The following is a 15,005-nucleotide window of genomic DNA, read 5'->3' as shown; positions in this document are numbered from 1 at the left end:
GGGGACTCGTGCTCAGGCGGTGGCGCAGGCCGAGCGCGGCGGTCCCCTCCGTCCCACGGAGTGCACGAGGAGGCGGGCCGGTGCGTGCGCGTGCGGGCCACGCGGCGCGGGCCGGACCGGGCGGCGTACCCGGTGACGGGCCGTGCCCGCCACGGCGACCGCGACCAGCAGCGGCCGGAACGCCAGCAGCGCGAAGGCGCCCAGCAGTCCGGCGAGCGCCAGCTCACCGCGGTGCAGCCAGGCCGCCGCGAGCAGCCCGACGGTGACATGGGCGGCCAGCAGCAGCCACGGCACCAGGGGGCCGGGGGAGGCGAGCAGCGCGGCGGCGCCGTGCCCGGAACCGGTCACGGAGGTGAGCGGGGTGCCCACCCCGCCGACCCCGGCGAACGACGTCGCGCCCGCGCCGACGTCACCGCCGCCGCAGAACACATCGACGCCCACCGAACGCAGCGGACCGGTGATCGGGCCGCCCGCGGCGCCGTAACAGAGGTGCTGACCGGTGGTGAAGACGGTGTCGGCGGCCAGCTCCAGCGGCACCAGCAGCCCGGCGATCGCCCCGAAGCCGCGCTCCCGGCCGGCCAGCGCGTACGCGACGGCGAAGACCCCGCCGGCCAGCACCGCCAGCAGCGGCAGCGGCAGCGGGACCTGGGAGAGCAGCACATGGGACGCAGCGGACAGCGTCACGACGAGCGCCGTGAAGAGCGCCGCGCGCACGAGCCTGAGCTGCGTCCCGGATATGTCCATCGTCGAGGAGTGTCGCATGCCAACCTGTAAGCGAGCCCTAAAGCCGCAGCCCTCCTCTCCTCACAACCCCGGGATCCGGCCGTTGCGGAACAGGTCCACGAAGATCTGGTGGTCGGCGCGCGCCCGTGCGCCGTAGCTGTGGGCGAAGTCCACCAGCAGGTCGCCGAAGCCCTCCTCGTCCGCCGCGATCGCCGCGTCGATCGCCCGCTCGGTGGAGAAGGGCACCAGCGAGTGGCCGCTCTCGTCGTCCGCCGCGGAGTGCATCGTCGCCGTCGCCCGGCCGAGGTCGGCCACCACCGCCGCGATCTCGTCGGGCTCGTCGATGTCGGACCAGTCCAGATCGACCGCGTACGGCGACACCTCGGCGACCAGCTGTCCCGAGCCGTCCAGCTCGGTCCAGCCCAGCCACGGGTCGGCGTGCGCCTGGAGGGCACGCTGCGAGATCACCGTGCGGTGCCCCTCGTGCTGGAAGTAGTCGCGCACGGCGGCGTCCGTGATGTGCCGGGAGACCGCGGGGGTCTGTGCCTGCTTGAGGTAGATCACCACATCGTTCTCCAGGGCGTCGCTGTTGCCCTCCAGAAGGATGTTGTACGAGGGCAGCCCGGCCGATCCGATGCCGATCCCGCGTCTGCCGACGACGTCCTTCACCCGGTAGGAGTCGGGCCGGGTCAGACTCGACTCCGGCAGCGTCTCCAGATAGCCGTCGAACGCCGCGAGCACCTTGTAGCGCGTCGCCGCGTCCAGGTCGATCGCGCCGCCGCCGTCCGCGAAGCGGCGCTCGAAGTCACGGATCTCGGTCATCGAGTCCAGCAGCGAGAACCGGGTCCGCGCGCGGGCGTCACGCAGGGCGCCCAGCAGCGGGCCCTCCGCGGTGTCCAGCGTGAACGGCGGCACCTCGTCGTTCTTCGCGCCCGTCGCCAGCGCGTGGATCCGCTCGCGGTAGGCCGCGGCGTAGACCTGGACGAGCTCGGTGATCTGCTCGTCGCTCAGCGCCTTCGCGTAGCCGATCAGGGCGACGGAGGCGGCGAAGCGCTTGAGGTCCCAGGTGAACGGGCCCACGTAGGCCTCGTCGAAGTCGTTGACGTTGAAGACCAGCCGGCCGTTGGCATCCATGTACGTGCCGAAATTCTCCGCGTGCAGATCGCCGTGGATCCACACCCGGCCGGTGCGCTCGTCGAGATACGGGCCGCCGTGCCGCTCCCGCTCCAGGTCGCCGTAGAACAGGCACGCCGTGCCCCGGTAGAAGGCGAAGGCCGAGCCCGCCATCTTGCGGAACTTGACCTGGAAGGCGGCCGGATCGGCGGCCAGCAGCTCACCGAAGGCGGTGTCGAAAACCTCAAGGATCTGCTCCCCGCGCTGCGCTGCGCCGGTCTGCGTTTCCGACATCTCTGAGTGCCTCCTGGTACCTGGCGTGCGTGACGACGTACATGACAAATGGGACGGGCGTCCCAGCTCTTCCAACGCGCGACCGTATCCCGGAGTGCCCGTCACTCGTGACCCGGGAGACGTAGACTTCCACGCTGTCCCCCCTCGGGGGCGTCCCGCCGACATCCGCAGTTTCCCCGGAGGCACAGCGCCGTGACCAAGCCGCCTTTCACGCACCTTCACGTCCACACCCAGTACTCGCTGCTGGACGGTGCCGCGCGGCTCAAGGACATGTTCGACGCGTGCAACGAGATGGGCATGTCCCATATCGCGATGACCGACCACGGCAACCTGCACGGCGCCTACGACTTCTTCCATTCGGCCGCCAAGGCGAATGTGACACCGATCATCGGGATCGAGGCGTACGTCGCCCCGGAGTCGCGCAAGCACAAGCGGAAGATCCAGTGGGGCCAGCCGCACCAGAAGCGCGACGACGTCTCCGGCTCCGGTGGTTACACCCACAAGACGATCTGGGCGTCCAACGCCAAGGGCCTGCACAACCTCTTCAAGCTGTCCTCCGACGCCTACGCCGAGGGCTGGCTGCAGAAGTGGCCGCGGATGGACAAGGAGACGATCTCCCAGTGGTCGGAGGGCCTGATCGCCTCCACCGGCTGCCCCTCCGGCGAGGTGCAGACCCGGCTCCGGCTCGGACAGTTCGACGAGGCGGTGCGGGCGGCCTCCGACTACAAGGACATCTTCGGCGCGGACAAGTACTTCCTGGAGCTGATGGACCACGGCATCGAGATCGAGCGCCGGGTCCGTGACGGGCTCCTCGAAATCGGCCGCAAGCTCGACATCCCGCCCCTCGTCACGAACGACTCGCACTACACCTACGCCAACGAGGCGACCGCGCACGACGCGCTGCTGTGCATCCAGACCGGAAAGAACCTCTCCGACCCGGACCGCTTCCGCTTCGACGGCACCGGCTACTACCTGAAGACGACGGACGAGATGTACGCCGTCGACTCCTCGGACGCCTGGCAGCAGGGCTGTGCCAACACCCTGCTGGTCGCGCAGCAGATCGACACCACCGGGATGTTCGAGAAGCGCGACCTGATGCCGAAGTTCGACATCCCCGAGGGCTTCACGGAGATCACCTGGTTCCAGGAGGAGGTCCGGGTCGGGATGAACCGGCGCTTCCCCGCCGGTGTCCCGGAGGACCGGCAGAAGCAGGTCGAGTACGAGATGGACATCATCATCCAGATGGGGTTCCCGGGGTACTTCCTGGTCGTCGCGGACTTCATCATGTGGGCGAAGAACAACGGCATCGCGGTCGGCCCCGGCCGTGGTTCCGCCGCCGGATCGATCGTCTCGTACGCGATGGGCATCACCGACCTCGACCCGATCGAGCACGGGCTGATCTTCGAGCGGTTCCTCAACCCCGAGCGCGTCTCCATGCCCGACGTCGACATCGACTTCGACGAGCGCAGGCGCGTCGAGGTGATCAGGTACGTGACCGAGAAGTACGGCGCCGACAAGGTCGCCATGATCGGCACCTACGGCAAGATCAAGGCCAAGAACGCGATCAAGGACTCCGCCCGCGTCCTCGGCTACCCGTACGCGATGGGCGACCGCCTCACCAAGGCCATGCCCGCCGACGTCCTCGGCAAGGGCATCGACCTCAACGGAATCACCGACCCCAAGCACCCGCGCTACAGCGAGGCGGGCGAGATCCGGGGGATGTACGAGAACGAGCCGGACGTCCAGAAGGTCATCGACACCGCCAAGGGCGTCGAGGGCCTGGTCCGGCAGATGGGCGTGCACGCCGCGGGCGTCATCATGTCCAGCGAGCCGATCGTCGACCACGCCCCGCTCTGGACGCGGCACTCCGACGGCGTCACCATCACGCAGTGGGACTACCCGCAGTGCGAGTCGCTCGGCCTGCTCAAGATGGACTTCCTGGGGCTGCGCAACCTGACGATCATGGACGACGCCATCAAGATGGTGAAGTCCAACAAGGGCATCGACCTGGAGATGCTGGCCCTCCCGCTGGACGACCCGAAGACGTACGAGCTGCTCTGCCGCGGCGACACGCTCGGGGTGTTCCAGTTCGACGGCGGGCCGATGCGTTCGCTGCTGCGCCAGATGCAGCCCGACAACTTCGAGGACATCTCCGCTGTCTCGGCCCTGTACCGGCCGGGCCCGATGGGCATGAACTCGCACACGAACTACGCCGAGCGCAAGAACGCCCGCCAGGAGATCACTCCGATCCACCCGGAGCTGGAGGAGCCGCTCAAGGAGGTCCTGGGCCTCACCTACGGCCTGATCGTCTACCAGGAGCAGGTCCAGAAGGCCGCCCAGATCGTCGCCGGGTACTCGCTCGGCGAGGCCGACATCCTGCGCCGCGTGATGGGCAAGAAGAAGGCCGACGAGCTGGCGAAGAACTTCGTCCTGTTCGAGGCCGGTGCCAAGAAGAACGGCTTCTCCGACGCCGCGATCAAGGCGCTGTGGGACGTACTGGTCCCGTTCGCCGGATACGCCTTCAACAAGGCGCACTCCTCCGCGTACGGACTGGTCACCTACTGGACCGGCTATCTGAAGGCCAACTACCCCGCCGAGTACATGGCGGCACTGCTGACCTCGGTCAAGGACGACAAGGACAAGTCGGCGGTCTACCTCAACGAGTGCCGCCGCATGGGCATCAAGGTGCTCCCGCCGAACGTCAACGAGTCGGAGTCGAACTTCGCCGCCCAGGGTGACGACGTCATCCTGTTCGGGCTGACAGCCATCCGCAACGTCGGCCAGAACGTCGTCGACTCGATCATCCGGTGCCGCAAGACGAAGGGGAAGTACAGCAGCTTCCCCGACTTCCTCGACAAGGTCGAGGCGGTCGTCTGCAACAAGCGGACCGTGGAGTCCCTCATCAAGGCCGGCGCCTTCGACGAGATGGGGCACACCCGCAAGGGGCTCGTCGCCCACCACGAACCCATGATCGACAACGTGGTGCAGGTCAAGCGCAAGGAGGCCGAGGGGCAGTTCGACCTCTTCGGCGGCGGCGAGGAGGACAGCGACGAGCCCGGCTTCGGGCTCGACGTGGAGTTCTCCGACATCGAGTGGGAGAAGTCCTACCTGCTGGCCCAGGAGCGCGAGATGCTCGGGCTGTACGTCTCCGACCACCCGCTCTTCGGCATCGAGCACGTACTGAGCGACAAGTCCGACGCCGCGATCTCGCAGCTCACCGGCGGAGAGCACAGCGACGGCGCGATCGTCACCATCGGCGGCATCATCTCCGGCCTCCAGCGCAAGATGACCAAGCAGGGCAACGCCTGGGCCATCGCCACCGTCGAGGACCTGGCCGGCTCCATCGAGTGCATGTTCTTCCCCGCCACCTACCAGCTGGTCTCCACCCAGCTCGTCGAGGACACCGTCGTCTTCGTCAAGGGACGGCTCGACAAGCGGGAGGACGTGCCCCGGCTCGTCGCCATGGAGATGCAGGTCCCCGACATCTCCAACGCGGGCACCAACGCCCCCGTGATCCTGACCATCCCCACGGTCAAGATCACCCCGCCCATGGTCAGCCGGCTCGGCGAGGTGCTCAACAGCCACCGCGGCGACACGGAGGTGCGGATCAGGCTCCAGGGCCCCCGCAAGACCACGGTGCTCCGGCTCGACCGGCACCGGGTGAAGGCCGACCCGGCGCTCTTCGGGGACCTGAAGGTGCTGCTCGGCCCGTCCTGCCTGGCCGGCTGAGCCGCCGGACCCGTCACACACGCACGAGAGGGGCGCCCCGCGAAAGCGGGAGCGCCCCTCTCGGCTACCGGCCTGTGGCCGTACCGGAGAAGTCCGGTCAGTTGTGGCCGAAGCGCCGCTGATGCTTACGCGCAACATCGGCAGGGCTGCCCTGGGACTGGGCCTGAGGCTGGTTCTGCGACTCGAAGGCCGTGGACCGTGCCTCCTGCGTACCGCGCTCCGACTCGCTGGCGCGGTCCTGCTGGCTGCCCTGCTTGCGGTTCTTGTTCTTGGCCATGGTGTTCCTCCTTGGGGGGACTCTCTCGGGGCCAGGACCGCTGTCAGATTCACATAATCGGATAAACACCGCATGTTGGATCATTACCGTGCGTAGTGAGGGGGTATGATGCGCCGTTTTCCGGATCCGCCACGCCGATGATCGAGTTCCACCCGTTAACCCCCGTGTGGTCGGGCAGACTCGAAGGAAACCCCTGACCTGAGTGGACCCGTTCCCGAATTCCTGGAAGAGGGTGGAACGCGTGGACCGTTGCGTCGTCCTGGTGGACGCCGGTTACCTGCTGGGCGCGGCCGCCAGCCTGCTGGCCGGAGAGCCCGCCCGTTCCCGCATCACCGTCGACCACGCCGCCCTGATCCAGGGGCTGAGGGAGCGGGCGGAGGCCGATACGGAACAGCCGCTGCTGCGGATCTACTGGTTCGACGGGGCCCCCGACCGCGTACCGCAGCCCGAGCACCGCAGGCTGCGCGTCATGCCGAGGGTGACGGTGCGCCTGGGAGCTCTCACCCGCAGTGACGGGCGCTGGGCGCAGAAGGGCGTCGACGCGGCGATGCACGCGGAGCTCACCGAACTCGCGCGCAACCGCGCCTGCTCCGACGTGGTCCTGGTGACCGGCGACGGCGATCTGCTGCCCGGACTGATGTCCGCCAAGGAACACGGCGTCGCCGTCCACCTCTGGGCGGTCCAGGCCGCCGACGGCGACTACAACCAGTCCGAGGACCTCGTCGCGGAGGCCGACGAGCGGCGCGTGCTCGACCGGGCCTGGATCACCCGCGCCGTACGCGCCAAGGAGACCGGCGGCCCGTGCGCGCCGCCGCCCGCCGCGCGGAACTCCGAGATCGCCGCGATCCTCTCCGCCCCGCTGCCCGAATCCGCCCTCGCGGCCTCCGCGGAGCGGGCCTCGGAGGCCCAGGAGGAGGCCGCCCGCGCCGGTGCGCCGGAGCCGTCGGAGGATGCCGCCCCGCACGCCCCGCACAGCCACCCGGGCCGCGGCGTCCCCACCCCGAAGGACTTCGCCGGCACCCTGCGCGGCCCCGGCGCCCAGCCCGCCCAGCAGCCCGTCCCGCCGCCCGCCAACGCCACCCTGCGCTGGTCCTCCGACCGGGGCTGGGTGGAGCGCGGCGGCCCCCTCGGTGAGCCCCCGGAGACCGCGTCCCTCCCGACGCTGGCCCAGATCACCAGCGCGGAGCAGCGCTGGGCGGACCGCGAGGAGGACATCACCACGGTCGGCGGCGACCCCTTCGAGGTGGGGCAGGTCTTCGCCCGGCGCTGGATGGAACGGCTGCCGGAGACCCTCCACCTCCAGAAGCTGTCCACCATGTACCCCCGCGTCCCGCACCGCATCGACGGCGAACTGCTCCGGTACGCCGCCCGGTTCGGGCTGCTCGCGCACAAGGACGACCAGATCGACGAGCACGACCGGTACGCGATCCGGGCCGGGTTCTGGCGCGAGATCGACGTACGGGCAGGCGCGGAGCACGTGCCACCACCGCCCGAGAAGCACGCTCCGCCGGTGGCCCGCACGGAGAAAGCGGCGCCGGCCGGGGACTGAGGCCACATCGGGGGCCGGGGCGCTCAACCCTTCCGCGGATTGCCGCGTTGATGTCCCGTCGGCGCGGCCCCGGGCGTCATGGGGGCGCCCGGACCCCGTACTCTCGTACCTCGTGAGTACGGGCACAGCACAGGCGCAGACGGCGAGCGGCACCGTGTGCGCGGTGCGGGACCTGGTCAAGACCTACCCGGCGTCCCGGGGCCGGCGCGGCAGGCCCGCCACCCCCGAGGTACGCGCCACCGACGGCATCAGCCTGGACGTGAGGCGCGGTGAGATCTTCGGACTGCTCGGGCCCAACGGCGCCGGAAAGTCCACCCTCGTACGGCAGCTCACCGGGCTGATGCGGCCCGACTCCGGCAGTGTCGACATGCTCGGCCACGACCTCGTGCGCCATCCCGAGCGGGCCTCCCGGCTGATCGGCTACCTCGGCCAGGAGTCGACCGCGCTGGACGAGCTGACGGTGGCGCTCGCCGCCGAGACCACCGGACGGCTGCGCGGACTTCCGGTACGGGACGCCCGCGCCGAGCGCGACGCCGTACTCGACGAACTCGGCCTCACCGAACTCGCGGGCCGGCCCCTGAAGAAGCTCTCCGGCGGGCAGCGGCGGCTCGCGTGCGTCGCGGCCGCGCTGGTCGGGGAGCGGCCGGTGCTCATCCTCGACGAGCCGACGACCGGCATGGACCCCGTCGCCCGGCGCGCGGTCTGGGCGGCCGTCGACCGGCGGCGGGCCGAGCGCGGCGCGACGGTGCTGCTGGTCACCCACAATGTCATCGAGGCCGAGACCGTCCTGGACCGGGTCGCCGTCATCGACCGCGGCAAGGTCATCGCCTGCGACACCCCGGCCGGGCTCAAGGAGCAGGTCGCCGGTGAGGTCAGGGTGGAGCTGGTGTGGCGCGAACGGGCCCCGCTGGACGTGCCGGAGGTCGCCGCGCTGCGGGCGTCCGCGCAGGAGTCCGGACGCCGCTGGGTGCTGCGGCTCGGGCCCGACGAGGCACGGGCGGCGGTCGCCGCGGTGACCGGCGGGGCGGCCTTCGCCGCGCTCGACGACTTCACCCTGGCGACGCCCAGCCTGGAGGATGTCTATCTGGCGCTCGGCGGCGGCGCGACCAAGGGGCTGGTGAAGTCATGACCGTGATGCGTGCGACGAGCGGCGCGGCCGGAACGGACCGGTGCGGGCGTGCGGCCGGGCAGGGACCGAACAGGAGCAGCGCCAGGTGACGAGCATTGTTCGTGCGGAGGCGGTGTCCGGGCAGTCCGGGCAGCCGGCCCACTCCGAACCGTCGGGCAGGGCCGCCCGGGACGCTTTCGCCGACGGCCGGAGCACGCAGGCCGCGGAGCTCGCGCCGAGGGCCAGGCTCTTCCCCTCGCTCGCGGCGGTCTACCGGGCCCAGCTCTCCCGGGCCAGGGTCGCCCGTATCCCGCTGCTCTTCGTGGCCACCTTCCAGTCCGTCGGGATCATGGTCCTGATGCGCGGGGTCGTCGACGGCGGCTCCGAGGCGCGGGCCGTCGTGGCCGGGTCCACCGTCCTGGTGGTCGCCTTCGTCGCGCTGAACCTGCTCGCCCAGTACTTCGGGCAGCTCCGGGCCGGCGGGGGGCTCGACCACTACGCGACGCTCCCCGTGCCGCCCGCCGCCGTGGTGCTCGGGGCGGCCGGGGCGTACGCCTCCTTCACCGTGCCCGGCACCATCGTCACGGCGGTGGCCGGCAGCGTGCTCTTCGGGCTGCCCATGACCCACCTGTGGGTGCTCGTCGCCGTCATCCCGCTCTCCGGTGCGGCCCTCTCCGGGCTCGGCGCCGCGCTCGGGCTGCTCGCGCCCCGGCAGGAGCTGGCCACGCTGCTGGGGCAGCTGGGCATGTCCGCGGCCCTGCTGCTGGGCGTGCTCCCGGCGAACCGGCTGCCGGAGCCGATCGGCTGGGCGCGCGATCTGCTGCCGTCCACCTACGGGGTCGAGGCGCTCGCCCGCTCCTTCGACGCCCACCCCGACTGGGCCGTCGTCACCCTCGACCTGGCCGTCTGCGCCGTCGTGGGCGTGTGCTCGCTGGCCTTGGCGGCCTGGGCGTACCGCAGGGCGGCGGTCCGGTGAGGCGCGGCACAGGGACGCCTGGCACGATGGCACGGTGACAGCACCTCTGACGCCGCCGCACCAGCCCTCGCCCCACGAGCCGTGGCAGACGCCGCAGAAAGGGGGCGGCCCCGGCGGTTCCCATCCCAGGAACCTGCTGGAGTCGCCGGAGGAACGGGATCTCCGTACGGATCTGCGCCGGGCCGGGATCGTCTGCGCGGCCGTGACGGTCGCCGGGGTCGCGCTCGGGCTGCTGTGGCTGTGGCTGGCGCCCCGGGTGCCGCTGATCTCCGACAACACCGCCGTCTTCCTGAGCGACAGCGAGGGCGAGGAGGCGATCGGGGCCGACGGAACGTTCGCGCTGCTCGCGCTGGCGTTCGGCGCTGTCTCCGCGGGGCTGGCCTTCCTCTTCCACCGGCGGGGCGGGGTCGTGCTCGTCGTGGGCCTCGCGGTGGGCGGCGTGCTCGGCTCGGTGCTGGCGTGGCAGCTGGGGACCCGGCTCGGGCCTACCGACGACGTGGTCGCCCACGCCCGCGAGGTCGGCAAGGGCGTGATCTTCGACGCGCCGCTGGAGCTGCACGCCAAGGGGGCGCTGCTGGCGTGGTCGCTGGCGGCGATGGCCGTGCACCTGGGGTTGACGGCGATGTTCGGGCCGCGGGACCCGGAGCCGGAGTGGGGGGTCTACCACGGGCCGGGAGGCGCGCCGGTCTACAAGCCCGCGCCGTCGTCGGGGGCCGGGCCCACGGCTGGGCCCGAGGCCGGGCCGTCGTCGCCGGAGCCGCCTGCGCCGCCTTCGGGTTCGTAGCGGGGCGGGGGCTCCGCCCCCGGACCCCCGGCCCTCAATCGCCGGACGGGCTTGATTCGGCCGGACTTGCCGGACTGGTTGGATCGGCTCGATCTGGCCGAATGAGACGGGGCGGGCCCGGCGAATTCCAGCCCGTCCTGCGTTTGAGGACGGAACCGGATCGTGCGGGGGGCCGCGCCCCTGCGAGTCCCTACGCGCCCCGGCCGATCGGTGCGAACACCGCGTCCGTCAGGGATGCCAGGTCCGCCGGGGACAGTTCGACCTCCAGGCCGCGGCGCCCCGCCGAGACGCAGACCGTGCCGTGGGCCCGTGCCGAGGCGTCCAGCACCGTGGGCAGCCGCTTGCGCTGGCCCAGCGGGGAGATGCCGCCCAGGACGTAACCCGTGGTCCGTTCCGCCGCCGCCGGGTCCGCCATGGCGGCCCGCTTGCCGCCGACGGCCGTCGCCAGGGCCTTCAGGTCCAGGGAACCGGCGACCGGGACGACCGCGACGGTCAGCCGGCCGTCCACGTCGGCCACCAGGGTCTTGAACACCCGGTCGGGGGAGACGCCCAGCGCCTCTGCCGCCTCCTCGCCGTAGGAGGCGGCCGCCGGGTCGTGCCCGTAGGCGTGCACCGTGAACGCCGTGCCGGCCGCGGTCAGCGCGACCGTGGCCGGGGTGGAGCCGGACTGGGGCTGCTTCTTCGGCTTCTTCGCCACGGGGGAGTGGCCCTCCGGTCGCTCAGTTGGGGTGGGTCGGGGCCCGGGTCAGCTCCACCGCGGGCAGCGACGGCAGGTGCCGGATGACGGCGGTCTCCGAACGCAGCAGCGTCAGCTCCTCGCGGAGCCGGGTCGCGGTGTCCGGGGCCTGGAGCAGGCGCTGCTTGGCGGGGATGTCCAGTACGGCCGCCGCGGCGACCAGGTACGAGATGACGGACGGGTCGTCGGGCAGGTCCGCACCGGTGGTCAGGGAGCGTTCGCTCGCGCCCGCCAGCCGCTTCTGGTAGCTCCGGAAGGCCCGCAGGACGCCCTCGGCGAGCGCGCCCGCGTCCTCGCCCGGATCCTCCTCCAGCTCTTCGAGCCCGGCCGTCAGATACGGGCCGCTGCTGTCCACCGAGAGCAGCCGGACCCGGGTGGTGCCGGTCGCCAGGACCTCGAAGCTGCCGTCGGAGCGCTCCCGGATCTTCGCCGCGTCGGCGATACAGCCCACCCGGTGGAACGTCTGGACGGGATCGGGGCCGAAGCCGTCCGCCGGGCCGCGCTCGACCGGAACGCGGCCGGGATCGGGCATTCCGGTGGCCGTCGGAGCGGTCTCGCGGCCGTCGCGGATGGCGACCACGGCGAAGCGGCGCGGTTCGTCCTCATCGGCCTTCAGGAGTTCGCGCATCATGGCGCGATAACGCTCCTCGAAGACGTTCAGCGGCAGCACGAGGCCGGGGAACAGCACCGCGTTCAGCGGGAACAGAGGCAGGCGAGCGGTGGTCACAACGGTCAAGCGTAATGGCCGCGGGCCCGTCCTCGGTCGGCCCGGTGTCGCAAGGGCGTCACAGAGGCCACCTGGAGCCTGGCGCCGTCGCGTGCGTCGAGGAACCGGCCGAGCGGATCGTCGGACACGGAGGACCACGGGAACGACGCCGCGTGGGGTCCGATCTGCCGGAACTGTTCCAGCGCCTCGTCCCACCGCCCCCGTGCGACCAGTACGTACGCGAGCAGGTTGCGGACCTCGGCCGGCCAGGGATCACCCGGAGCGAACGCGGCGGAGAGCGAGATCGCCAGATCCGCCGCCCGGTCGATCCGCTCCACCTGCACCGAGGTGGTCCGCACGTCCGGCCCCTCGGTCAGCACGGCGAATGCCGCCCGCAGCGGCAGCGCCTGCACCAGCGAGCTGGACAGCGAGTCCTCCGCGGCCCGCTCCGCGAAGTCGAAGCACTCGCGGTGCGAGCCGTACCAGGCGGCGGAGAGGTACTGGAGGGCGGCGACATGGCAGCCGTAGTGGTGCGTGGAGCGCTGTATGGCCTGCTCCCACAGCGCCTCGAACGTGGTGTGCGTGGCACGGGTGCCGCGGGCGTGGTCGAGCGCGAGGCGCCAGGGCACCGGATCGCGCGGGTCGCACTCCGCGGCGGCCGTGATCATCGGCCCCACCTCACGCAGCTGTTCCGCGCGGGCGGGCGACTCCCAGGCGCGCAACAGGGCGAGCTGGGCCTTGACGAGCAGCGCGTCGGGGTCGTGCGGGGCGGCGGACAGCCAGTCGCCCAGCCAGCCGTCCCGGTTGCGGGCGAACGCCACGAGCCGCTTCAGATAGCGGTCCCGGCTCTCCCACTCGCCCGAGTCCCTGGTGGTGGCGAGCAGCTTCGCGGCCGGCTCGTACTCCCCGAGCGCGGCGGCGACCAGCGCGGGCGACAGCCGGTCGTCGGGGGCGTCGAGCATCACCGCATGGTCCGCGGGCAACCCGGTCGACAGTTCCGGGGTGTGCCGGATCATGCGCGCGGTACGGAGCAGAGCGCGGAGGAAAGGCATGGTGCAGACCATTGAAAAGCGCTGGTGGGAGCGGCGCCAGAGGGGTGCTGTGAAACTTTGGTGGCGAGTGAAAGGGTTGCCCGGCAGATGGCCAAGAAAGAGTAAAGGAAAGTGCGGAATCTGGCCTGTTCTTGTCGCTCCGGGAGGAGCGGCCGCCCGGTGCGGGCGCGGTCGCGTGGGTGCGTTCCGGTGGCCCTCCACCCGCTCGTGGTGCGGGTGGAGGGGCAGGTGGGCGGGGGCGGCGGAGCCGCTCCCCGGTCAGTTTCTGCTCAGCAGCCGGGAGGCCCCGGCCGCGACGGTGGTGGCCAGTATCCAACCCAGCAGGATCAGCGCGGCCGCCACCCACTGCCAGCCGCCCTCCATCAGCCAGTAGCCGTCCTGGCCGAGATTGATCACCGGCACCAGCAGGTCCAGCGCGTACAGGGCCGGGTTCCACTCCGGATGCTCGCTCCCCTTGAGCGACGCCGGGTGGTAGCGCGAGAAGGCCACCGCTCCCGCCGCCCACAGCACCGCCATCCACACCGCGGCCCGCCCCGGCCGGTAGCCGTACGCCACCGTCCAGTCCTGGAGGTAGCCCCAGAGCTTCGCGGCGGGCGGCAGGGTCTCCCGGCGCCGCCGCTGCTTGGCGAGCAGCACCTCGCGGGCGTCCGCGTCCTCGCCGCTGTTGCGGAGCACCGCGGCCAGCCGCTCGTACGGCTCCGGCACGTACTCGGGGGTCGCCGCCGCCACCCACTCCAGACGCCGGGAGAGCGGGAAGTGCCCGTACGGGACGAGGTTCTCGTACACGAACCCGCCCATCGCCAGGCCGCCCGGACCGGGCCAGCTGGTCGACACGTCGATCAGCGTGACGATCTTCGCCCCGTTGAGCACCACCCGGCCCTGGGACGGGCGCTCCGGGTTGAACCTCAGCTCCGGAGCGACTATCCGGCGCAGCGACAGCTCCTCGTGGCCCACCAGGACGAAGACGGCCTTGTGCAGGTCGACGGCGTCCCCGAACCGCCCGTCGTCCAGCCGCACCCCGCCGCGGCACCGGAAGACCTGCGCACGGGTGCCGTGCGCGGGCGTCGGGGACAGGGTGATGCCGTACGGGGGAGTGTTGCCCTGGTTCCCGGTGTCGACGCTGACCCAGGCCTCGCTCATGTACAGCGTCCGCTCCACGCTGAGCTGCGGGGCGTTCAGCGCGCGGAGCCCTTGCGTGGCCCGGAGCCGGCTGCCGCGCAGACTCAGCGAACCGCCCACCTTCGCCCCGCGCAGGCTCAGCTCGCCGAGCGTCTCGATCATCTCGGCCTGGAGGTCCTGGGCGACGGTGAGCCCGTCACCGATGAACGCCCGGCCCTGCCGGTCGGGGCCGATGTCGATCTGGTTGATCAGCAGATCCGTGCCGATCTGCGCGTCCGTGAGCCGGATGCCGCGCTCGACCCGGCAGCGCGGCAGATGGAGGTCGCCCTCGGTGTGCAGCCGGGCCGCGTCCAGCCGGGGGATCGCGCACCCGACCATCCGCAGGGTCGTGAAGTGGCACTCGGGGAGCACCACTTCCTGCTCGAATCGGCAGTCGGTCAGCTCCACGTACGGCTCCACCCGGCCGCCCGCGAGATCCAGCTTCCCGGTGATCCGTACGCCCCGTAGCTTCAGCGCGGCCACCCGGCCGGGCCTGGCCTTGGGGCCGCTCAGCAGCAGCCGGGCGACGACCCGGGCGTCCACACTGCGCTCCAGGCCCCAGGCGAGCGGGGCGAACGGATCGTTGAGGGCCGCGTCACGGGCGCGCAGATCGTAGGTGGTCCCGTTCCTGAACGACTGCCACATGCCCAGCTCGGCAGCGCTGAGGTCGTCCGGAAAATCCCCGTCATGCGGTTCGGTCACCGACGCCCCTTTCACTCGGAGCTTTGGGCCGACCAGCACATCGGGGGTCGGTCCGTAGTCCCGTTATTCCCTCTGAGTGACCGAATGAACGCTAATAG

12 protein-coding genes are annotated in these 15,005 nt (G+C 71.4%); 5 read left to right on the top strand and 7 right to left on the bottom strand.

Annotated features, from left to right (window positions below):
• Positions 1–12: 12 nt before the first annotated feature.
• On the bottom strand, positions 13–744 hold the full coding sequence (locus OG892_RS09385) for a hypothetical protein (protein WP_371628899.1): 732 nt from the start codon (positions 742–744) through the stop codon (positions 13–15).
• A gap of 60 nt (positions 745–804) precedes the next feature.
• Positions 805–2,130 (bottom strand): DUF2252 domain-containing protein, encoded by a 1,326-nt coding sequence (locus OG892_RS09380; protein ID WP_073735510.1) that lies wholly within the window; start codon positions 2,128–2,130, stop codon positions 805–807.
• Between the two features lie 192 nt (positions 2,131–2,322).
• Between OG892_RS09380 and dnaE the strand changes: the two genes are divergently transcribed.
• Positions 2,323–5,859, top strand: coding sequence for a DNA polymerase III subunit alpha (gene dnaE, locus OG892_RS09375; protein WP_073735509.1), 3,537 nt, complete (start codon positions 2,323–2,325; stop codon positions 5,857–5,859).
• A 97-nt stretch (positions 5,860–5,956) separates the two neighbouring features.
• On the opposite strand, the gene OG892_RS09370 is transcribed toward dnaE, so the two are convergent.
• The gene (locus OG892_RS09370; RefSeq protein WP_073735508.1) at positions 5,957–6,136 is read right to left on the bottom strand and encodes a hypothetical protein; all 180 of its coding nucleotides are present in this window, start codon (positions 6,134–6,136) and stop codon (positions 5,957–5,959) included.
• Between the two features lie 232 nt (positions 6,137–6,368).
• On the opposite strand from OG892_RS09370, the gene OG892_RS09365 reads away from it, so the two are divergent.
• The 4 genes from OG892_RS09365 (at position 6,369) to OG892_RS09350 (ending at position 10,553) form a co-directional block, all read left to right on the top strand.
• Positions 6,369–7,685: an NYN domain-containing protein gene (locus tag OG892_RS09365; RefSeq protein ID WP_371631603.1), complete on the top strand. Its 1,317-nt coding sequence runs from the start codon at positions 6,369–6,371 to the stop codon at positions 7,683–7,685.
• Positions 7,686–7,839: 154 nt separating this feature from the next.
• Positions 7,840–8,814 carry an ABC transporter ATP-binding protein gene (locus OG892_RS09360; RefSeq protein WP_073735507.1) on the top strand — a complete coding sequence of 325 codons (975 nt, stop codon included), beginning with the start codon at positions 7,840–7,842 and terminating at the stop codon, positions 8,812–8,814.
• An 85-nt stretch (positions 8,815–8,899) separates the two neighbouring features.
• Complete coding sequence (locus tag OG892_RS09355; protein WP_371628898.1) at positions 8,900–9,769, top strand: ABC transporter permease; 870 nt, start codon at positions 8,900–8,902, stop codon at positions 9,767–9,769.
• A 34-nt stretch (positions 9,770–9,803) separates the two neighbouring features.
• The gene (locus OG892_RS09350) at positions 9,804–10,553 is read left to right on the top strand and encodes an ABC transporter permease (RefSeq protein ID WP_073735505.1); all 750 of its coding nucleotides are present in this window, start codon (positions 9,804–9,806) and stop codon (positions 10,551–10,553) included.
• A 190-nt stretch (positions 10,554–10,743) separates the two neighbouring features.
• On the opposite strand, the gene ybaK is transcribed toward OG892_RS09350, so the two are convergent.
• From ybaK to OG892_RS09330, 4 genes are all read right to left on the bottom strand, one after another.
• Positions 10,744–11,250 (bottom strand): Cys-tRNA(Pro) deacylase, encoded by a 507-nt coding sequence (ybaK, locus tag OG892_RS09345; RefSeq protein ID WP_371628897.1) that lies wholly within the window; start codon positions 11,248–11,250, stop codon positions 10,744–10,746.
• Between the two features lie 22 nt (positions 11,251–11,272).
• Positions 11,273–12,016, bottom strand: a complete 744-nt coding sequence (locus OG892_RS09340; protein ID WP_073735503.1) for an LON peptidase substrate-binding domain-containing protein — start codon at positions 12,014–12,016, stop codon at positions 11,273–11,275.
• A 5-nt stretch (positions 12,017–12,021) separates the two neighbouring features.
• A complete protein-coding gene (locus tag OG892_RS09335; RefSeq protein ID WP_328867379.1) occupies positions 12,022–13,059 on the bottom strand; it encodes a hypothetical protein in 1,038 nt (345 codons plus the stop codon).
• Between the two features lie 246 nt (positions 13,060–13,305).
• Positions 13,306–14,907 carry an oxidoreductase gene (locus OG892_RS09330; protein ID WP_073735501.1) on the bottom strand — a complete coding sequence of 534 codons (1,602 nt, stop codon included), beginning with the start codon at positions 14,905–14,907 and terminating at the stop codon, positions 13,306–13,308.
• Between the last annotated feature and the right edge of the window lie 98 nt (positions 14,908–15,005).

Source organism: Streptomyces sp. NBC_00341, from assembly GCF_041435055.1.
Taxonomy (GTDB): domain Bacteria; phylum Actinomycetota; class Actinomycetes; order Streptomycetales; family Streptomycetaceae; genus Streptomyces.
Note: the sequence above shows the minus strand (reverse complement) of the source record. Positions and strands in the feature narration are given on the sequence as shown.

What these genes read in the sequence shown, in the direction of transcription:
- OG892_RS09380 (WP_073735510.1), bottom strand. Translation starts at nt 2,130, where the DNA reads ATGTCGGAAACGCAGACCGGCGCAGCGCAGCGCGGGGAGCAGATCCTT.
- OG892_RS09335 (WP_328867379.1), bottom strand. Translation starts at nt 13,059, where the DNA reads ATGGTCTGCACCATGCCTTTCCTCCGCGCTCTGCTCCGTACCGCGCGC.
- OG892_RS09370 (WP_073735508.1), bottom strand. Translation starts at nt 6,136, where the DNA reads ATGGCCAAGAACAAGAACCGCAAGCAGGGCAGCCAGCAGGACCGCGCC.
- OG892_RS09385 (WP_371628899.1), bottom strand. Translation starts at nt 744, where the DNA reads ATGGACATATCCGGGACGCAGCTCAGGCTCGTGCGCGCGGCGCTCTTC.